At 63.5% G+C, this 18,747-nt stretch carries 24 protein-coding genes; 10 read left to right on the top strand and 14 right to left on the bottom strand.

Going from position 1 to position 18,747, the window contains the following annotated elements; all coding sequences use genetic code 11:
- Window positions 1–89: 89 nt before the first annotated feature.
- Both ACF8O7_RS27510 and ACF8O7_RS27505 read left to right on the top strand, forming a co-directional pair.
- A complete protein-coding gene (locus ACF8O7_RS27510; RefSeq protein ID WP_126312026.1) occupies window positions 90–509 on the top strand; it encodes a CopG family transcriptional regulator in 420 nt (139 codons plus the stop codon).
- A gap of 10 nt (window positions 510–519) precedes the next feature.
- Window positions 520–1,629, top strand: a complete 1,110-nt coding sequence (locus ACF8O7_RS27505) for a PHB depolymerase family esterase (protein ID WP_126312025.1) — start codon at window positions 520–522, stop codon at window positions 1,627–1,629.
- 646 nt (window positions 1,630–2,275) lie between these two features.
- Here the strand turns inward: ACF8O7_RS27505 and ACF8O7_RS27500 are convergent.
- Window positions 2,276–2,563, bottom strand: coding sequence for an H-NS histone family protein (locus ACF8O7_RS27500; RefSeq protein ID WP_016449500.1), 288 nt, complete (start codon window positions 2,561–2,563; stop codon window positions 2,276–2,278).
- A 663-nt stretch (window positions 2,564–3,226) separates the two neighbouring features.
- Between ACF8O7_RS27500 and ACF8O7_RS27495 the strand changes: the two genes are divergently transcribed.
- On the top strand, window positions 3,227–3,661 hold the full coding sequence (locus ACF8O7_RS27495; RefSeq protein WP_016449501.1) for a YbaY family lipoprotein: 435 nt from the start codon (window positions 3,227–3,229) through the stop codon (window positions 3,659–3,661).
- Between the two features lie 70 nt (window positions 3,662–3,731).
- Here the strand turns inward: ACF8O7_RS27495 and ACF8O7_RS27490 are convergent, their stop codons facing one another.
- Window positions 3,732–4,355, bottom strand: coding sequence for a glutathione S-transferase family protein (locus ACF8O7_RS27490; RefSeq protein WP_016453322.1), 624 nt, complete (start codon window positions 4,353–4,355; stop codon window positions 3,732–3,734).
- A gap of 101 nt (window positions 4,356–4,456) precedes the next feature.
- Between ACF8O7_RS27490 and ACF8O7_RS27485 the strand changes: the two genes are divergently transcribed.
- Window positions 4,457–4,921: a ribonuclease HI family protein gene (locus ACF8O7_RS27485; RefSeq protein ID WP_074931549.1), complete on the top strand. Its 465-nt coding sequence runs from the start codon at window positions 4,457–4,459 to the stop codon at window positions 4,919–4,921.
- Window positions 4,922–4,938: 17 nt separating this feature from the next.
- Here the strand turns inward: ACF8O7_RS27485 and ACF8O7_RS27480 are convergent, their stop codons facing one another.
- Window positions 4,939–5,265: a lipopolysaccharide assembly protein LapB gene (locus ACF8O7_RS27480; protein WP_016453324.1), complete on the bottom strand. Its 327-nt coding sequence runs from the start codon at window positions 5,263–5,265 to the stop codon at window positions 4,939–4,941.
- A 610-nt stretch (window positions 5,266–5,875) separates the two neighbouring features.
- On the opposite strand from ACF8O7_RS27480, the gene ACF8O7_RS27475 reads away from it, so the two are divergent.
- Window positions 5,876–6,136, top strand: coding sequence for a hypothetical protein (locus ACF8O7_RS27475; RefSeq protein WP_126312024.1), 261 nt, complete (start codon window positions 5,876–5,878; stop codon window positions 6,134–6,136).
- A gap of 102 nt (window positions 6,137–6,238) precedes the next feature.
- Here the strand turns inward: ACF8O7_RS27475 and ACF8O7_RS27470 are convergent, their stop codons facing one another.
- Window positions 6,239–10,060, bottom strand: coding sequence for an ExeM/NucH family extracellular endonuclease (locus ACF8O7_RS27470; protein ID WP_126312023.1), 3,822 nt, complete (start codon window positions 10,058–10,060; stop codon window positions 6,239–6,241).
- Window positions 10,061–10,526: 466 nt separating this feature from the next.
- Between ACF8O7_RS27470 and ACF8O7_RS27465 the strand changes: the two genes are divergently transcribed.
- The 3 genes from ACF8O7_RS27465 (at window position 10,527) to ACF8O7_RS27455 (ending at window position 11,862) form a co-directional block, all read left to right on the top strand.
- A complete protein-coding gene (locus ACF8O7_RS27465; RefSeq protein WP_016449506.1) occupies window positions 10,527–10,823 on the top strand; it encodes an H-NS histone family protein in 297 nt (98 codons plus the stop codon).
- Between the two features lie 62 nt (window positions 10,824–10,885).
- The gene (locus ACF8O7_RS27460; RefSeq protein ID WP_016453327.1) at window positions 10,886–11,104 is read left to right on the top strand and encodes a hypothetical protein; all 219 of its coding nucleotides are present in this window, start codon (window positions 10,886–10,888) and stop codon (window positions 11,102–11,104) included.
- Window positions 11,105–11,373: 269 nt separating this feature from the next.
- On the top strand, window positions 11,374–11,862 hold the full coding sequence (locus ACF8O7_RS27455; RefSeq protein WP_392445002.1) for a thermonuclease family protein: 489 nt from the start codon (window positions 11,374–11,376) through the stop codon (window positions 11,860–11,862).
- On the opposite strand, the gene ACF8O7_RS27450 is transcribed toward ACF8O7_RS27455, so the two are convergent.
- Window positions 11,863–12,561, bottom strand: a complete 699-nt coding sequence (locus ACF8O7_RS27450) for an SOS response-associated peptidase (protein WP_392445000.1) — start codon at window positions 12,559–12,561, stop codon at window positions 11,863–11,865.
- A complete protein-coding gene (locus tag ACF8O7_RS27445) occupies window positions 12,554–13,054 on the bottom strand; it encodes a hypothetical protein (protein WP_017404337.1) in 501 nt (166 codons plus the stop codon). The genes ACF8O7_RS27450 and ACF8O7_RS27445 overlap by 8 nt, the downstream gene beginning before the upstream one ends.
- A gap of 59 nt (window positions 13,055–13,113) precedes the next feature.
- On the opposite strand from ACF8O7_RS27445, the gene ACF8O7_RS27440 reads away from it, so the two are divergent.
- Together ACF8O7_RS27440 and ACF8O7_RS27435 are read left to right on the top strand one after the other, a co-directional pair.
- On the top strand, window positions 13,114–13,323 hold the full coding sequence (locus ACF8O7_RS27440) for a hypothetical protein (RefSeq protein WP_392444996.1): 210 nt from the start codon (window positions 13,114–13,116) through the stop codon (window positions 13,321–13,323).
- Between the two features lie 240 nt (window positions 13,324–13,563).
- On the top strand, window positions 13,564–13,842 hold the full coding sequence (locus ACF8O7_RS27435; protein ID WP_392444993.1) for a hypothetical protein: 279 nt from the start codon (window positions 13,564–13,566) through the stop codon (window positions 13,840–13,842).
- Here the strand turns inward: ACF8O7_RS27435 and ACF8O7_RS27430 are convergent.
- From ACF8O7_RS27430 to ACF8O7_RS27395, 8 genes are all read right to left on the bottom strand, one after another.
- Window positions 13,839–14,477: a Gp49 family protein gene (locus tag ACF8O7_RS27430; protein WP_392444990.1), complete on the bottom strand. Its 639-nt coding sequence runs from the start codon at window positions 14,475–14,477 to the stop codon at window positions 13,839–13,841. The genes ACF8O7_RS27435 and ACF8O7_RS27430 overlap by 4 nt on opposite strands.
- Window positions 14,474–14,992: a hypothetical protein gene (locus tag ACF8O7_RS27425; RefSeq protein ID WP_392444987.1), complete on the bottom strand. Its 519-nt coding sequence runs from the start codon at window positions 14,990–14,992 to the stop codon at window positions 14,474–14,476. The genes ACF8O7_RS27430 and ACF8O7_RS27425 overlap by 4 nt, the downstream gene beginning before the upstream one ends.
- A gap of 49 nt (window positions 14,993–15,041) precedes the next feature.
- Window positions 15,042–15,620 (bottom strand): glycoside hydrolase family protein, encoded by a 579-nt coding sequence (locus ACF8O7_RS27420; RefSeq protein WP_392444984.1) that lies wholly within the window; start codon window positions 15,618–15,620, stop codon window positions 15,042–15,044.
- Entirely contained in the window at window positions 15,617–15,928 is a 312-nt protein-coding gene (locus ACF8O7_RS27415) for a hypothetical protein (protein WP_013802597.1), read from the bottom strand. Before ACF8O7_RS27415 ends, ACF8O7_RS27420 begins: the two co-directional genes overlap by 4 nt.
- A 53-nt stretch (window positions 15,929–15,981) precedes the next feature.
- Entirely contained in the window at window positions 15,982–16,308 is a 327-nt protein-coding gene (locus tag ACF8O7_RS27410) for a hypothetical protein (protein WP_392444981.1), read from the bottom strand.
- A gap of 1,052 nt (window positions 16,309–17,360) precedes the next feature.
- Window positions 17,361–17,867 (bottom strand): hypothetical protein, encoded by a 507-nt coding sequence (locus ACF8O7_RS27405; RefSeq protein ID WP_392444978.1) that lies wholly within the window; start codon window positions 17,865–17,867, stop codon window positions 17,361–17,363.
- 9 nt (window positions 17,868–17,876) lie between these two features.
- The gene (locus ACF8O7_RS27400) at window positions 17,877–18,377 is read right to left on the bottom strand and encodes a hypothetical protein (RefSeq protein WP_392444975.1); all 501 of its coding nucleotides are present in this window, start codon (window positions 18,375–18,377) and stop codon (window positions 17,877–17,879) included.
- Complete coding sequence (locus tag ACF8O7_RS27395) at window positions 18,370–18,726, bottom strand: hypothetical protein (protein ID WP_392444974.1); 357 nt, start codon at window positions 18,724–18,726, stop codon at window positions 18,370–18,372. The genes ACF8O7_RS27400 and ACF8O7_RS27395 overlap by 8 nt, the downstream gene beginning before the upstream one ends.
- Window positions 18,727–18,747 lie beyond the last annotated feature (21 nt).

Raw genomic sequence — 18,747 nt, 5'->3', positions numbered from 1 at the left:
GGATACCCCACGACGTGCCGCGTCAAATTGCAACGCCAGGCCTTGAAACCATCCCTAAACCATCCATATGGATGGCATAAGGATGTTCCATGGCCGCAAACACAACCACCTCCAACCCTCGCGTGAGCGAATCCGAGAAGCTCACCATCAATCTGGGCTATGTAGACCTGGGCCAGATCGACCTGCTGGTCGCCGAAGGCTTCTACGCCAACCGCAGCGATTTCATCCGCACAGCGATACGCAATCACCTGCGCAGCCATGCGGACGCGGTGCAACAGGTCGTCGCCCGCAAGATGCTGGTCCTGGGGATGCAGCATTTCTCCCAGGCCGATCTCATGCGGGTGCAGGCTGCCGGGGAAAAGCTGCAGATCCGCGTGTTGGGCCTGGCCAGCATCGCGCAGGACGTGTCTGCGCAGCTTGCCGCCGAAACCATCGAATCCATCACGGTGCTGGGAGCGCTCCAGGCCAGCCCCGCCGTTCGTGCCGCTCTGGCCGGCCGCATTACCTGAGAACCATTCCATGAAACAGCTTTTTCAAGACATGCTGGGCGAGGCGACACGCCTGACGCGCACCGGCCATCTGCTGGAAGCCACCGAGCTGATTCAGCGCACGCTGCGAGGCCAAAGTGCGCCCACACCCCACGACAAGCCAGCCGCAACCAGTCATCGGGATGCAGGCTGGATCGTCGATGCCGAAGCCCGCTTCATCGACGATGCTCCCGAACTCGCCGTGCCTGCGGGCACATCGCAGGCAGGCACGTCCAGCGACGAGCAATGGCTGCTCGGCAGCTACTCTCACGGAGGCCGGCAACTGGCCTATCGTCTGTACGTGCCGCCAGGCAGTGCCCTCGAAGCGGGACCGCGCCCGCTCATCCTCATGCTGCACGGCTGCACCCAAGGGCCGCAAGACTTCGCCGCCGGCACGCGCATGAATGACCAGGCGCGCAGCGCTGGCGTACTGGTGCTCTATCCCGAACAAACACAGCATGCAAACTCGCAAAAGTGCTGGAACTGGTTCAAGGCCCAGCACCAGCAACGGGGCCGGGGCGAGCCCGCACTGCTGGCAGGCCTCACGCGCCAGGTGATGGCCGACCATGGCGCGGACGCATCGCGGGTCTATGTCGCCGGACTTTCGGCCGGAGGTGCAATGGCGGACATATTGGGACGCACCTATCCCGAGCTGTTCGCCGCCGTGGGCGTGCATTCGGGCCTGGCCGCCGGTGCCGCGTCCAATCTGCCCTCAGCCCTCGAGGCGATGCGAGGAGGCGCAGCATCTGGCTCGGCCAGCGGCCCCAGCGTGTGTCCAGTGATCGTGTTTCATGGTGACGCGGACACCACGGTACATCACGACAACGGCGCGGCCGTCGTGCATGCTGCACGCAGCGCGCAAAGCCCCACAAGCGCACCTCGCGTCAGCCAGGGCCATGCGCCAAACCGCCAACGGTTCACCCGCTCTGCCTATATCGCAGCCGATGGCAGTACCGCCATCGAGCACTGGCAACTGCATGGCGCAGGCCACGCCTGGTCCGGCGGCAGCGCAGCGGGCAGCTACACCGCGCCGGGAGGAATCGACGCCAGCGCCGAGATGCTGCGCTTTTTCCTTTCGCACCAGCGTGCGCGCAACTGCTGATTCGGCGCTGCTGCTCGCATTCGCCAACCACATGATTTCAAAGGCTCACAAGGGTTAGGAATGGTTGAGCATGGGCCCATTACTCCGGAAGAGCAGGCTCAGCAATAAATGGGCTGGCCAGGACAGAAAAAGGGCCCCCAGGGCCCTTTTTTGCCTGCATGGAGTCAAGCTGCCTCGAAAGGCATGGGAAATCACCGCCAGATACAAGAGACAAGGCAGCCATTTGAAATTCAATGATGGGTCGAAAGCTCTGCCAGATGAGATAAGCACAACCCTGACCATTTCGGAAGCTGGAATGCAAGAGCCTTGTCCATCCTTGCCCATGCTGGAGACCTTGATAAGTCCGGCTACGCCTGCGAAGGATATGCAGTGAAAGCCAGGCAGAACGTACAGGATTTCCTTGGAGGCCTGGCCTGCAGGCCCCCATGGGAGCAGATGCTGCGCAGTAATACGCGGTGGACGCACTGCCAGCGCCAGCGGCATGGTCCGCGAGAGATACCTTTACCGCGCTCTTCCACATGTCCAGCTCGGACTGGGAGGCCTTCGGGCAAGACAGCGCTCAGTCGCCCTTTCCCGGACAGCTGCCGGCCGATCAAAACCACACGGGGACCCACAAAAGAAAAGGCCCGCAACTGCGGGCCCTTGATCAGATCTCGAAAGCGGTTCGGTCCGCTGCGTCCTTGATCCAGCCGGGAGGCTTGCCCCGGCCGGTCCATGTTGCGCCAGTAGACGGATCACGGTACTTGGCCACACCTGTGCCAGCAGGAGACTTGCGCTTACCGGTAGCAAACACGTCTTCCTGGGTCAACTGGAACTGCTGGACCAGTTCACGGACCTTGGCGATGGCACCGCCTTTTTCGGCTTTGAGGACCTCTGCAATGCGAGCCTCGATCTCGGCCTTTTGCTGAAGGAGAGTCTTGTAATCAGATGTCATGGCTTTTTCTTTGGATGCATGCTAGCAAAAACGCATTCTATTCAAAAAATGCTCCGCACCCCAAAGCACAAGCTTTCCACCGCCGTGTGCTGGGACAGAGAAGCCCTTCCGCTTGGCACCCCACAGCCGTGGAGCGAGGCTCCGTGGCCGACGCGGCGGCTGCCCAGATCGATCGCTGCCGCACCTCTGCACACTTGCGCACACCTCTTCGCGCCAAGGAGTCAGCCCCTCGGGCTGCAATGACTTGCCCTCGGCTGCCGCGATGTGGAATGTGGAGATAGTTGCCCCGGCACGTCAAAAGAAACGGTGCTCTCCCCTGCGGCGAGCGATGGCAAAAGCAAGAACGATTCACCGCCCAAACAGGAGTGGCGGATTGATGAGAAGCAACGCAAATAGATCGGGACACTTGACCCATCGCTCTTGGCATGGCGCAGGCCTCGAACGATGCAGCCCCCTCCGAAACCCTGTGGACTGTCTGGCAGCGTCCTTCATGCGCCGGCGCGACCTGAGCTTTCACACGCCCGTCGCCCTGGCTGGCAACCCGACCGCAGATCGGCGTATGCGACTTTGGGAAATGGCAGCAGCCTCTGTGGAACCCGTTCCTACAGCCCTCCAGAATGCGCCAAGCCAGACTGGGACCTTTCCAATCAAGAAGGAATTCCCATGAATCCCAACATCCTCCAGCGCCGCACCTCTCTCGCCATCGTGATGGCCGCCGCACTTTTGGGCGCATGTGCCCAGTCCCAGCCCTCGCCCAACGCGCCGGTCACCGCCGTCATGGGCACGGTCGATCTGAGAGAGCCCATGCCGCTCCCGTCCGATGCCGTGCTGGTTGTGGAGCTGCAGGACACCTCTCGCGCCGATGCCGCCGCCCCCGTGATATCTCAGCAATCCGTGCGGCTTGAAGGCCTCAAGCCCCCGTTCAGCTACAAGCTGCCCGTGGAGCCCAATCGTCTCAATCCTGCGGCGCAATATACGGTGACCTCACGCATCACCCAGGGCAACCAGCTCATCTTCACCAATGACACCGTCCACCCGGTCCTGACCCGTGGAGCAGGCCCGAAGGCCGATATGGTGCTGGTGCGGGTTGCCCCCTGACCTTCCCTAAAAGATAAAGCCCGCAGGACATTCCGGCGGGCTTTATAGCGCAGAGGGCACCAGGCGGCCATCAAGGCATGCCGTTGGCACCATGCGTGCGAAAGCCTGGGCGCTCGCAAAGCCGCTCATAGTACGCCCGGACTGCGGGCAAGTCAGGGCGCTCCATCGGGGCAGACAGCCAGCGGTGGGCAGACAGGCCAAGCACGATGTCGGCAAGGGTGAGTTGCGCGCCTGCAGCAAAGGCGCCTGTGCGCGACAGTTGCTCCTCCAGCATGCGCATGTGGCGATGCCAGTTCGCCATGCTGCTGGCCAGCAGCGCAGGATCCTGATGCTCGGGACTGTTTCTCACCAATCCCATGAAGGCATAGCGCCATGAGTTGTTCAGTTCGGTCGCCTGCCAGTCCATCCATTGCTCGACGCGTGCGCGCTCTGCGGGTGCTGCAGGCAGCAGGTCATGCCGAGCCTGGCGCGCGGCAAGATAGCGGCAAATGGTGTTGGACTCCCACAGCACCAGCGCCCCATCAAGCAGCACGGGAACCATGGCATTCGGGTTGAGTGCAAGAAATCCCGGCTCCTGCGTTGACCGATGGCCCGAACCCCACTCTTCCTGTTCGAACGAGACTCCCAGCTCCACGCAAAGCCACAGCACCTTGCGCACATTGATGGACGATGACTTTCCCAGAATCCTGATCATTCGCAGCCTTCTTCGGTTTCGGTGATTTGCAATCCTGCATTGTCCCGTCCAATCCGATGAGGAATGCGGTCAGATTCCCACTGCTGCCGCATGATGCAGACATGCCTCTGGAACAGCCTTCATCCCGCCGAAACCACTCTGGCCCTTCTCCGACCGACACTGACCTGTGGACTGCATACATTGATGCAAGCGCACTGCCCAACCCGGGTCGCATGGCCTTGGGAGCCGTCATCACGGCGCCCGACGGAACACGGCAGCTTCTGTCCCAGGTCTGCCCCGACCAAGGCTGCAACAACGAAGCCGAGCTGCGGGCCTTGATGGCTGTGCTGCAGACCCTGCTAGGCCTGCAGGCTCGCCGGCTGGCCATCTTCACGGACAGCAGCGTCCTGGTAGAGCAGTTGGCGCCATCGCCCCGCCCCACCAGGCCCATCGTGCGGCTGGCCGACCTTTTCGATCAGGCCCGCGCCATGCTGGCCGAGTTCGAGCATGTGCAACTGCGCTGGATTCCTCGTCACCGCAACACCGAGGCCGACGCGCTGGCCAGAGCGGCCCTTTTGCAGCCGTGACCCCGCGCTTGCCGCACTCAGGCGGACTGCTGCCTGTCCAGCCGCTTGAGGAACACACCAATCTCCTTGACGACCTGGGCATCTCCCTTTTCCTGCGCACAGGCCAACCCCGTGCTCCACGCCTGCCGAGCCCCCGAAGCATCGTCCAGCGCCAGCAATGCCCGGCCCAGAAGCTTCCATGCCACCGAATAGCCGGGATCGAGTTCAGTGGCGCGCTGCAGGTGCGAGTGCGCCACAGCAGGCGCATCGCCATCAAGATACGCCTTGCCCAACGTGCAGCGCATCAAAGCCGAGTCCTTGCCGGACGCCAGGAGGCCCTCGAGCCTTTGCGTCATTTCGTTCATGGTTTCATCCTTTGGTGGCAATGCATGTTCTCGATCCAGCTGAAATTGCGGTCATGCTACAATCTCGCGGTTGTCTGCGCAGACAATGCTGTATCTCACGCCGGCGCGTCGTGCACTACGACGAAAAAAACAACGGTGACAGCCGCAGAGACGTTCTGCCGTAAAACGATGGTCGCGTAAGAGCCATCGTCCACATCACCCGCAAAAAGCCCGCTTTCAAGCGGGCTTTTTGCATTCCCACTGCATGGCTGGTCTCACGATGGCGTGTGAAAAACAGGATTTACGACTCAGTTGCATGCAACTTCACCCGAGTTAGCTCCGTCAAGCACCTTGTTTCAATTTACACTTGACAACCAGGAAGGACCGGAGGCGCCAGACGCCAGCGCTCTCATTTCAAACTCTTAGCATGTGTCCTTCCTGGATTGATCGCATGGAACGCTCCATTCAGCGCCCCGGCCGCCTCCGCAGCCGGGGCGTTTTTTCTTGACGACGATCGCTCAGGCGCCCTGGCAACAACCGAAACGGGCACAAAGGCAAGTTTTTTCTCAATTCCAGAGAAAAGCACAGGTTTATTTGAGAATGATTCTTGTTTGCGTATATGATTCAACCCATGCCGCAGCATTCATGGTGTTGCAGCAGTTCAGTTTCATCGTGGGGCGACTCGTCAGGCCAGTTCAGCCTGCAGTCGTTTTTGCCAGCCAGCGGTATGCCGGTTAGCCAGGCTCTTTTTTTAAAGCACGATCATTTCTGGATATTCAATGCATCAGTTGCATTGAGGCAGCGTCCACAGCAGGCGCTTTTTCTTCGCCTCAACACTGCCATCGCGCATCCATCGCGCACCGGCCTGCAACTGCACGCCAAATTTCTCTGAACTCCATCGCATCCAGGCAATGCCCTGACTGCAGATTTCCTTCGCGCAATGCAACAGGCCCGGCCCGCGCCAAGCGCAAGCCGGGCCTTTCCCGTTGCCGGATCAGGAACCGCGACGGCGCAAACGGATGGCCAGCCCGCCCATCATCAGACTCAGCAGAGCCACAGCCCATTCGCTCAGTGAAGGAATCGCCGCTGGCGTGCCGCCGCCGACCGCCGCAGCAGGCACAACCAGTGCAGAGGGATCTTCCACCCGGCCGTTGGCCACCAGATCGTCATCACCCAGGCCACCATCGCGCAGCACGAAGGAGACGACGCGCCCCTGCAGCGTTGCCGGTATCCGATACCAGTGCTGCGTGGCGTTGTCGCTTGTGCGCCCCCACTTCCAGTACTCGGCACCGCTGGGCAGATCACTGGGATAGGTCAGCTTGACAGTCACGAGCGCACCCGCATCACAGCCATCGGTATTCAGCTTCAGCAGTCCGTGGGGCACCACAGCCCCCGGACGCGGTGTGCCAGGCGCCGCCATGACCTGAGGCGGCTCGGCCAGGCGGCAGTTGATACCGCCGCCGGCGACTTCGCCCGATACCGCCATCTGGCCCGACCCGGTGATGTTGAAGCGGTTGGCCTGGTCCACAGGACCTGCAGCAGCCGCCAGCAACGGATAGCTGGCAGTCACAGGCGCATGGACCCCATCGCTCACGCTCAGTTGCAAGCTGGCCGAACCGGCCACCGATGCCAGATAGACGGCGGAGCGAAATTGCTCCGACACCTGAGCGGGGCTGCCGCGCAACTGTATGCCCGGCTGCGCGGCATCGGCGTCCTCCAGTCCAAGCACCTGCCCGTTGCTGGCAACAATGGACAGCGTCACGACAGGGCTGTCGGCATCTGCCACCTGCACATCGGCCAGATCGGCCGCCTGGCCAACCACCACGGATTGCGCATTGGCGGGCAAGCCACTGAGCGATGGTGCCTGCCCACCGAAATTCAGACCCAGCAAAATCGGATTGTGGTCGCTGGAACGATAGGCCGTCGGCGCATAGAAGCCGGCCTGCTGGTCCAGCGACTTGAACTCGAGGTTGTAGTCCAGGACTTCAGGCTCCTCGGCATTGATGGCCCACTTGACCGCGCGCCCCACGCTCGGCTGCAGGCTGGCACTTACCAGCACATGGTCCAGCGAGCCCCACATTCCATCGAACGCATAGGACAGGCCCTGAGACACCTTGGCGTAGCCGCCATCCTCCAGCGCCTTGATGGGGTCCTCCTTCGAGTACGCATTGAAATCCCCGACCAGCACCACATGCGGGCTGGTCGTGCCTGTGGGCCGGGTTGCCAGCCAACTGCTCAGTTGCTCGGACGTCTTCACACGCGCGGCGTTGTTGGCGCCCTGGCCGTCAAGCGCGTCTGCATTGCCCGGGCTACTGAGCACACTGCCCTTGGATTTGAAGTGATTCACCACCAGCGTGAACTGCTCCGTGCTGCCGCCTACCGCAAAAGTCTGTGCAATCGGTACGCGTGCTCCGCCTACGCCTGGGTTGAAGGCGTCGTAGGTGGTGACGCTGGGTGCCGCTGCGCTGCCCACCGGCGTGACACGATCGCTGCGATAGAGGATGGCCACGGTGATCGCATCCGTGCCAGCACCCGCCACCGTACCTGAAGCCTCGCTGAAAGGCGCCTTGACCACTGCATATACGGCGCCGGCAGGCTTGTCCGCACTCGCGTTCAAGGCGTCGGCCAGATCCTGGATGGCGCTGCCCGGGCCAAAGCCGTTGTTCTGCACCTCCATCAGGCCATACACATCGGCGCCCAGCCCCAGCAGATTGGCCACGATCTTGGCGCGCTGCCTGTCCAGCTCGGCAATGCTGTTGGCACCACGAATGCCCTGCTGATTGCCCAGGGGCGTGCTGAACATCACCTGGGAAGAGCCGCTGGTGGCGCCCGTCAGGTTGAAGAAATTGAGCACGTTGGCCGAGGCAATCTTGAGCGATGCCGCCCCCACAGCCTGCTGCAACTGAGCAGCCGAGGGACGCGCCGCCCCCGAGAACTGCGGCGTCTGCGTGGGCTGTACGCGGTAGCTGGTCAGATACGGCTCGCTGGCAGCTGCATCCGAGAACTGATCGAGCACGCCGATGACACGGTCCACGCCATCGCCGGCACGCAGCGTGTTGGAGGCCGACAGAGACTGTCCGCCGCGGCCCGGCACAGAGGCGGGATTCTGTGCGCCCGAGCGATCATCCAGAATGATCTGGCTGCGCTGCAATGTCTGCACATAGGCGGCATAGCCCGTCACGCTGGGCGCATTGAGTTCGGTGTACTGCGCCAGCGGCGCGTCGGCAGACAGCGTGACATTGCCGTAGCGGCCCAGCGTGCGGTTGTCGCTCACCACCAGCTTGCCGCCCGCAGTGGCGGACGCGACCTCCACACGCATCCCCTCCAGACGCTCCCACTGCCCCATGTCGCTGACAGGCAGCGTGACGCGCACGGGCTCCGGCAAGGCGGCCGCGCCACGGACCACGAAGTCCGTGACGGCGCTGAGCTGGGTCTGGTTGCGAAACTCGCTCACCGAGGCGGAGACCTGCACCAGCTTGCCTACAGTGCCCTCATCCACCCCGGGATTCGCATTGCCGTAATAGACGAAGACGCCCTCCGAGGTGGCAGCATCGCCATCGGAATCCGCCTCCTCCTCCTGCACGAAGAAGCCACTCAACCCTGGCATATAGGCCGTTACCACGGCGCTCACTGTCACCTTCTGCCCCACCAGGGGAGACTGGTCGCCGGAACCCTGGAGTGCAGAAATTCTGGTGATGGGCGGCTCATCCCCCGTCGTGAAGCCCAGCGCCGTGCCGGTCCACACATTGCCCGAGGTATCCAACACCGGCTCGCCCACGGGAACCAGGCTGTAGGACGTATTGACCGCCAGCCGCACACCGGCGTTGAGCGTGATGGTCGAGCCACTGAATTTCACCTTCGCCGCATCGCCAGCCTGCAGCATTGCCACCACGGTGCTGCCCTGGCGCAGTTCGAAGCTGCCGCTACCGGGTTTCACCGCCTCATCAAAGCTCAGCTTGATTTCGGGATTCAGCGCCACCCCGGTTGCCGCCGCAGCAGGAATGGTGGCCTGCACAGTGGGTGGCGTGGTATCGGGCAGTGCCAGGGCGATGGAGACATCGTCAACGGCCAGGCCGTGATCGTTGCCCACATCATTGAGTTCGACCCAACGCAGCCACAACGTGGCCCCTGGCGCCCAGCCCAGACCGCGCAGATCGCCGCCCACATCATTCACCCGTCCGGCCACATTGCCATCCACCGGGGCGGCAGTACCGGTAGCGATCGGCGATTTCCAATTGAAATTCGCACCGGCAGGCAGCCATTCAGGCACATCGGCAAAGGTCGCGCCCATGCCGTACTCCAGCTCCATGGGCTGCTCGGAGGTGTTGCCGCCATTGCGCCATTGCTCGCCACTGAATCGCAGGCTGATCCCATCCACCGCGCCGCCCGTGTCATTGCGCATCGCCAGTGCAATCCAGCCGGCCACGGCACCCTGGGAGGGGCTGCCAAAGTAAGCTCCACCCGATGCCACGCCACCCAATGCACGGTCCGCATCCAGCCCCAGGCTGTAGAAGCTGCCGGCATTGGACGCGCCATTGCCTGCCGCATATGCAGTGATGGCCGCCAGGCTCCTGTTAAAGAGAAACCAGCCCGGCAGGGTGCTGTCATTGGCCCAGGCCAGCCCCGTCCCGGACGCGGCCAGGGTGTCGAAATTCTGCGCATAGGTGCCAGTGAAAGGAACCTGCGCCCATACGCCGGCGGAGGCCGAAAGAAGCAGGCCTGCACCATACAGACGCCAACGATGGCGCTGCAGCGGCGGACTCATCGGATTGGCCGGGTTGAACACAAACGGAATCAGCGTGCGGGCAATGGACATGGATGTGCAATAAAAAAATAATGCGCATCCCCCCGTGGTTGCGCAACTTTCGGTTTATCGCGCATGGACATGACCAGCCTGTGACTCGGCGGATGCTCCCGCGTCCTACGCGCAGACTGGCCGCTCACCCATCTGCCACTCCCCACACGGCATGCATCATTGCACCCAGTTTCTGAATCGTTTCATTGCCGGCCCTGGGGCATTTCCTCCTCCCTCCCTCTCATTCCCCCAGGAAGCCTTCAAAAAGGCACCGGCTCTTTCTTCCCAGGCCAGCGCAAGCCGCTGGCCTTTTTCTTGGGCGCGCCTCGTCGCCACAACCATCCTCGTCACCCGTCTTGAACGCGCCATGTCGCTGGTGGCTTTTCGTGCGTCCGCACACTCCCACACTCTTTTTCTTACTCATAACTTACAAAAAATTCATTCCCGTGATATACACGCGCATCTCCCACTGAAAATCATCATCGCCATGACATCCGACTACAGGGCCCTGCTGCAACAAAAAGCCGATCTTGAGAAAAAGATCGACGCTCTGATCAAGCACGCAAGAACGGATGCGATCACTGAAGCAAAGGCCATGGTGCAGCAATATGGCCTGACGAAAGAGGATGTCTTCCCCTCCGCCAGGATCAAACCTCGCAAGACCGGACAGCGCAGCGTGGGCGAACCCAAATTCCGCAACCCCGAAACCGGCGCAACCTGGACAGGCCGCGGAAAGCCGCCCAAGTGGATAGAAGGCAAGGACCGCGCAAGCCTCGCCATCTGATCGCCAGCCATATTCAGGCGCGATGCCATACCATGTGCTTCCATCACCAGGAGGAAGCACACATGAGCAAACAGAACTCGGACACGCTGTTGGCTGCAGAACTGGCCGACCACTTCATAGAAGTCATTTTGTCGACCAAGCCCGAACTGCTGGTGTCGGGCATCGGCGGAGTGGCAGACCTGAACCATATACAGCATGGAGCCAAGGCCCTGGCACATTTCCGCCTGACGCTGATCCAGGAACTGTCCCAGCAGCCCATGCCCGACATGAACAGCCACTGAGGCAGGCGCGAGGCAACGAACAGGCAAGAAAAAACCGCCACACACTGAGGTCTTCAGTGTGTGGCGGTGTCTTGGATGGTGGAGCTGGCGGGAATTGAACCGCCGTCCAGTCCTTTATCCATGCTGGTACCGATCTGATCCGTGCGATTTCCGTGCGAATCCTAAAAATTCGACCGACACCATCAGACACCAGAAACGACAAAGCCCCCTCGGCGCCGTGATGGCAGCCGAGGGGGCTTTTTGCGTTTTGGGGTTGGCTAAACTGCGGCATGCTCGCAGCCACCCTCCTTTGCCTTGTCGTCGGCATCAGCGATGGCGACACCCTCACCGCTCGGTGCCCGACCGAAAGCACAGAGCATCCATACAAACAGGTCAAGGTCCGCCTGGGCGCCATCGATGCCCCGGAGAGCCGGCAGCCGTATGGCGCCCGTGCGAAACAGGCTCTCAGCGACTTGGCATACAACAAACAGGCCGAGCTGCGCTGCAACAAGATCGACCGCTACCAGCGCCACGTCTGCAGCGTCTGGGTCGCGCCGGCATCGGCGCCAAATGGCCCACGCACGCTCGACGCTGGACTGGCATTGGTCACTCAGGGCATGGCCTGGTGGTATCGCTACTACTCCAGCGAGCAGAGCCCGCAGGAGCGCGGGCAGTACGAATTCGCGGAGACAGAGGCCAAGGCCAAGCGCGTGGGGTTGTGGTCCGATCCTGAGCCAGTCGCGCCCTGGGACTGGCGTGCACAGCGTCGCGGCCGCTGATCAACCATCGAGTTTCAGGGCCTGCAGCTGCTCGGCCGGCAGCAACGCCTCTTCCTCGGGCTTCTCTGCTCCACTGCGCAGCACACCCAGCGGCGGCAGCTTGATCAGCGCTTCCGCCTGCGCGGCCGTGCCGTGCAGCCATGCATCCCAGTCGCCGGGCTCCAGCATCACGACCCCGCGCTTTTCCTTGCCGGGCCTGTGCATGAGCGACAGCACCGGATGCGCGTCTGCGGGCTGGGTGATCATCGTGTAGTTCGGCACGACCTCGCCAGTCGCCGGTTCCACCCACTCCGAATACAGGCCGGCCAGGGCCGCCGCCGTGCCATCCGCGCGCCTGAACGACCACCACACATTGCGCGATCCTAGGCCCCAATACGGCTCCACCCACGACGTCACGGGGATGAGGCATCGCTGACCGGCGCGCCATGCCGGCGCAAACGTCCAGGACTTGGCCAACGTCTCGCGCCGCGCGTTGTTCGTGGACATGGGCTTGCCATCGCTGGTCATTGGGCGGCGAGTCTTCGAGCTGCGAGGGATCATGCCCCACTGCCCGACCTCAAGCACGCCGCCGGGCTTGATGTACGGCCCCAGGGCCAGCGGCGTGACGTGCGGCTTCCACCACCTGTTCGGCGCCTGTCGCCCCAGCGCAAACGCGCGCTCGATCTCGATTTCTTCCGGCGGGGTGTAGCGATTACACATAGGGCCACCTCTTCACGGGCCGCTCGATCTGGGCCTTGGCCGCAGCGTACTGCCGATTGAGCCAGCTCTGCATCAGCTGCAATGCCGGGTCAATGCCAGCGGCGTCCGGACAGCACAGCCATGTCTGCGGCCACTGCCTCAGCTCCCCCTCGTCCCATTCCACGCCCTGCAGCAGCATTGAGCCATCAGTGCGGGCCTTGAGCATCTCGACGCGGATCATGCCGCGCGTGAGCTCATTGCCTGAGCCACCAGGATCGATGATGTGCACTCTGTCGTCGCCACATTCATTTGTCGTAAGCAGCAGGCCGGTCACTCGGTGCACTCTGCGGAGCGTGTGGACCGGCATGTAGACACCGCAAAAGCGGAGGCGCAGCATTGTCACCGGCCAGCCTGCGTCCAGATGCCCCTCGCGCTCCCGCAGGCTGCCAGGGGAGCAGCCGTCGCGCTTGTACCGTCCCGGCAGGTCGGGCAACCCTGTTGATTCGTGGGACATGACATTTTTACTGTATGAATGTACAGTTATTATGCAAACCCGATCTCCAGGAGGTCCAGATGATCACCCCTCAAGCAACCCAGAAATTCGCCCTGCTCCGCATGCCCGAATGGTTCGGCGTGCCTGAGATTGAGCCGCTGCCAGCGCCTCCAGAGGCCTATCGGATCGTGGAAGCGCAGCCTGGGTGGTTCGAGGTTCGAGGTCCCGGTGGCGCACTGGTGTACAGCGGCCTGGGGCCGGTCCAGATTCTGGCGAACCACCATGTATGAAGATGACGACCCGCTGAACTGCCTGCACCCCACAGTGGTGTGGCCGTCAGGTTGGACGGCGGTTTGCGGGCAGGAGATCCTCCCACTGGCCCCGGAGTGCTACCGGGTTGTGCACACGGCTCCATGGTGGTCCATCGTCTTGGACCCAGAGGGCAATGTCGTGTACCGCGGCTTCGGGCCTGTCAGCGTGATCCGCTCGCCTGCGCCATTCTGATTCGGGTCGCGGGCACAATGCCGGCCATGATCGATCCGACACATCCCAAGCACACAGTTCACAAGCGCGTGGTGGACGCCTTCCGTGGACATTGGAAGGCCCACGGCAGCGACAAGTACCCCCAGCGCTTCCGCCTGCCGCCCGAGGAGCTATATCACTTGGACATGGTGATGCACAAAGGCGAGCACCCGGGCCTGATGTGGGGTGTGCCGCTCGAAGCTGACCCCGCGACGAAAGGCGAAATGGTCGCAATCGACGGCACGGTGGTTTCGATAGCGCCGGCTGACCCGGCGCCTGCGGCTTAGGCGCCAGCCGCAAGCTTGTCGCGCAACCGGAAGCCCAGTAGCGGCCAGGTCTTCTGCACTGCGTTCTCGCGCGCGATGCGGCGGCCGATGGCGGCGTCGAAGTTCTCGAGGCTGGCGCACGCGCTTTCGCCTGTCACAGTGAAGCCGTTGCGCAGGCGGAGCACGCAGAAGGTCAACAGGCCCAAGTTCCCGGGGATATCACCGAAGTCCAGCGGGTTCTGTGCGTCGGGATGGCGCGCGCCCTGCTCCGCTGTGAAGTAATGCTCGCCGACGATCTCCCGCTGGATGTCATCCGGGGTGACCCGTGCCGCGGTCTTGCCCTTGGCCTGGATCTCGGCTTCGACGGAGCAGTCGCAGGAGCCGGCGGGCATGGCGGGCTCGTTGTGCACGGCGCAGTCGGATGCATGGCTGACCGTCAAGACATCCATGCCAGTGCGAGCCAAGTCAGCGGTGGAGCGCTGCAGCTCCACCGGGCCTACGTGGAGTTGCGGATGCAATTCGTCCAACACGCTCTTGATGGCTCGGGCGATGTCTATGGCTGTTCCTGGGCTGGTGGCAATGGTGCATGCGGCGCCAGATACCAGCGCATATTCGAGTCGCTCTCGCTGGGATGGGTCTCGGTGCTGTTGTGTCATTGGTCGCTCTCTGTGGTGGTGCCTGCGGCCGGCAGGCTCGGGGATGGGATCACGGGCCAGGCGGCACCGAGGGTTTGGACATCAGCTGCGTGTCCTGCAGCCTTTGCTGCCATGTCCCCATACGCTGCGCGGCAGTCTTCAAATACGACTCCGAGGGCAGTGGCGTACTCAAGGACGGCAGCAGGGGGAGCGTTGGCAAGTCGGCGGGCGGCATCTGCGGATTGCTCGCGCAGGCCGTCAGCCACAGAGAGCAGCTGGTCAAGATCACGGCGCAGCAGCGCCTCGCGGTCACGGGCGGCATTGAGGGCTCCTTGGTATTTGGTGCTGATGGCCTTCTCGGCCTGGCGCACGCGGGCGTCGGCCGCGCGCTGGGCCGTGCTGGTGGCCAGCTGCTGGGTGGTGGTTTCCAGCCGGGCCTCGGCCAGCTCGGCGCCCAGGCGCGCGCCCTGGAACTGCCACGCCAGCGCGGCGGCCACGGCGGCGGCGCCCAGGTGGGTGTAGAGCGCGGGGGTCACCGCCCGCCCCTCCACCAGTACCACCACATTGCCCAGAGGATCGGGTTCATTACTGGGCCTCCATACACGCGGCGTGCCGCGCCTGTTGACGGGTCCAGACGCCGCGGCAAACCTTGTTGCCGGGCGTGCTGCAGTCGTAACGCCAGCGCTTCGGGCGGCCGGCCGCATCCCACTGGTATGCGCTGTAGCCCTGCAGCGGCTGGGCGCTGGTCATGTAGCGGTAGGCCAAGTAGGCATTGCATGCCCCGGCATAGTCGCCAGCTCGTGTGCGCGCCAGCATCGTGGAGCCGCGCCAGGCCCCGCAGCCGTACTGGCCTGCGAAGTCCACGGCCTGGGCGAACTCGGCCGGGTGCACCCACGTCTCACCCAGCGAATCACGCACGCAGGCGCCGTACTGCTGCTCCAGCAGGTTGATGGCCAGCTCGCGCGCCCGTTCGCGTGTGATGGGCGGGTCGGCCAGGGTCACGCGCGTGCCGTCCTCGTAGCGCGTGGCGCCGTGGCCGATGGTGGGTACATCGCCGCGAACCGGGATGATCGGGTCTGCGCTGAAGCCTTCTGCGGCAATCCAGGCCGCGAGAATGGCCGCGCCAATGCCCAGGCCTGCGGCTGGCATGCGGGCCGTGCTCATGGCGCGCCCCAGTCGGTTTCGGGCTCCGGCTTCAGCCCAGCTAGGCGCGCGAGGCGCTGTCGCTGCTGGGCACGCTGATAGTCCTGGCGCCACTTCCAGACCAGATATCCGGCCTGCAGCGCAATGAAGGCCAGGGAGGCCACGACGAGCCAGTCGCTCAGCGGCAGGCCCCAGACCTTGAACACCCCGGTCGCGGCGGCACCCGGCGTGGCCTGCATGATTGCGCCGGCAATGTCCTGCCGCTGCTCTGCGCTCAGGTGCTGGTGGATGCCCATCAGCGCGAGCAGGGATACGAGGTATTTCTTCATGGCCCCGATGATTCCGGGGCCGGGCCGCGCTGGCGAACCCTACACGGGGGAGCCTATGCGCGCTGCGCGGCTGCCCAGACGAACAGCGCGTCTACCTGCTCTGCTGTCAGGCCCAGGACCTGAGCAACCGCAGCCACGGTCTCGCTGTCGCGCAGCCAGTCCTTGGCGTCGTTGAGCACGGCGTCCACACGGTCCAACATCTCGCCCGGCTGCAAGGCGTCCCGCCACGCCAGCACGCGCGCCAGCAGGTTGTCTTCGGGCCGGGCATCGTCAGGGGCCAGCAGCACCAGAGCCCCCTGCTCCAGCACATGCCGCTTGAGCGCCAAGCGGCCGGCCCAGCGGGGCACCTCATGAATGGCATCGCCGGCAAACTCGGGCACGGGCTGCACCACCGCCAAACGCCACGCACCAGGAAAACACTGCTCTGCATGCTCTTCTGGAGCCACGATCCGATTTACCACATGCCCAGATTCGAGAATTTCAATGATCGGCATGTTTGGCCCTAGTAAGAAAGAGTCAAGAACACATAGGCATTGCCTCCCGAGCCGCCAGAAGTGGTTCCTGCACCACCTCCACCGCCGATCCCACCATTCCCGCCGGAGCTGTTGGAAGAGGCACCGCCGCCACCTCCATTGCCACCATTTCGGCCCACCGTAGAGGCACTACCGGCGCCACCCCCACCATTCCCACCATCGCCGGCAAGGCCCCCACTGCCGCCGTAAAAGCTGATGCCCCACTCGCCAGCCGATGCGTCAACGAAACTTCCGTTCGATTGAGAAAGCGCCCCCAGCGCATCGGCGCCATTTGGCATCGCCCCGCCACCTCGCGTATTCACTGATGGCCCTCCGGTCCCTCCGCCACCGCTTGAGTTCAACGACGCAGAGGTTGTGGCGTTGTTTCCTTTGGCGAGAATGTCCACACCGGCCCCACCAGTCGGGGCGGCGGAAAGAATCCCGGGCTTCACGCTTTGGACATTGATATCCCAACCCATCGGTATCGGGCCGTCTGGGACAAATGGCACAGCACCTGCCGCGCCATAGAGTCCTCCAGGCCCGCCTGGCAATGTGTAGGTCTGCCCGTGGACAGTGACAGTCGTGTCGCCTCCAGCCGTGCCCGCACCATTGGTGCTGGTAAATACGCCCCCTGCGCCGAGGTTGATGACCACTTGATCGCCTACTGCAACATCCAAAGTGATCATGCCCCAGCAGGCGCTATATCCACCGGTTCCGGTTCCAGTGGAAGTGCGCCGCGCGCCAGAGCCTGCAGCACCCATGGCGCGGATCGTCAGTCGCCCGGCGCGGCGCACCGAGTACGTTGTGCTCTCGAAGATTGGCGTGCGCAGCATGGTGGTTTGGACAGGCAATAAGTCCCCTGCCGGAAGCTCGCGGACGCTTCCGGCTACGAGTACAAGCGGCCGACGTTCAGCCATAGCTCAAGCCAGCACCACAGGGACGCCGGATTCGAAATTGATGGCAGTGGCGCTGATAGCGATGCCCAAGCGCTGCACCACGTTGCCCGCTGCGCTGGGCGCGGTGGCGCCAGCCGTGCCGGCCGTGGTCTGCAGGAACACGGGGCCTGCCGTCTGGCCAGACACCTGCGTGTTGGTGCCCTCGAAATACACCGTGGCGTTCGCACCGCTGGTCACGGCGGCGAGCACGAAGCCGTGGGCCTCCTTGCCGGCCACTGTTGCGTCGGCCTTGCGGACCTTCGCTCCGGTGCTGTTCCAGATGTTCACGAAGTCGCCAGCAGCAAGGGCCTCGCTGGAGGCGATGACAGCCGTATCGGCCCCCATGCCTACGGGCATCATGCTCATGTCCAGGCGCCCGGAATCATCCAGGGAGACGATATCGCCAGCATTGGCGGCGCCTGTGGATGCCTGTACGCCAAACACCTCGGTGATGGCGTTGCCGACGAAGCGGAGAATTTTCTTTGCAGCCATGGTGGCCTCCTATGCAAGGGTGATGGGTGGGTTGATGTCGATGAGGACTCGGGTAGAAGACAGCGCCTGGCCGATGACCTGAGCGAATAGCGCGCCAGCGGGCGGGGCCTGGGTCAGTTGGCCGGCAAGCCCGACCAGCACCGGGCCAGGCGCCCACGCCCAGCCGCTGTGCTCCAGCACGTAGCCGGTCTGCACCACAGCGTCGTCGCCGGGGCTGTAGGCATCGGCCACCACGCCCAACACGGCGCCACGGTGCGCAGGATTGGTAGCGTCGGCTGCGACCAGTTCGCCAGCGCTGTCGCAGACCACCACGCTGTGGCCGCTAATGGGCATCGGGCCGACCTTGACGGTAGTGGCGCCGCCGGGCGGACCAGGCTGACCTTGACGGCCAGGGGGCCCCTGCTCCGCCACGGCCAGGATCTCGGTTTCCTCGACCTGCTCGACCAGCACCGAGTCCTGGGCCTCTTCAGCCAGGATCTCGACCTCTTGGACGACCAGCAAATCAGTCACGGGTGACCTCCGGGCTCACGCAGCAGGAGCCTTCGGCCAGGCGTGTGACCTCGCCGCCAGGGTGGACGATCTCCAAATCGTGAACCCCACCGCTCCAGGTGATGGCGGCCGTGGTGCCGGCATCGATCAGCAGATCCACCGTGCCGGCAGTACCACCCAGGGCAATGCGCCCGTTCTCGGTGGTCAGCTCCAGCAGCGCGGCCGTGGACTCCACCTCCTCGCGCACCTGCATGCGAGCCGTGCAGCCCGTCAGGTCGATGGGGGTCTTGTTAGGGTTGAGCCAGCGCAGGCGCCGCCGGAACGTGGCGCCTTGGTAGATCGTGAATTTGAGCTCGGCCGGCTTGGTCATGCCTCGCAGTGTCCCGGCCAG

Source organism: Delftia sp. WSY_16 (assembly GCF_043104415.1).
In the GTDB taxonomy this organism is placed as follows: Bacteria; Pseudomonadota; Gammaproteobacteria; order Burkholderiales; family Burkholderiaceae_C; genus Comamonas; species Comamonas tsuruhatensis.
The sequence above is the reverse complement of the archived record's forward strand: the minus strand, read 5'-3'. Positions and strand labels throughout refer to the sequence as shown.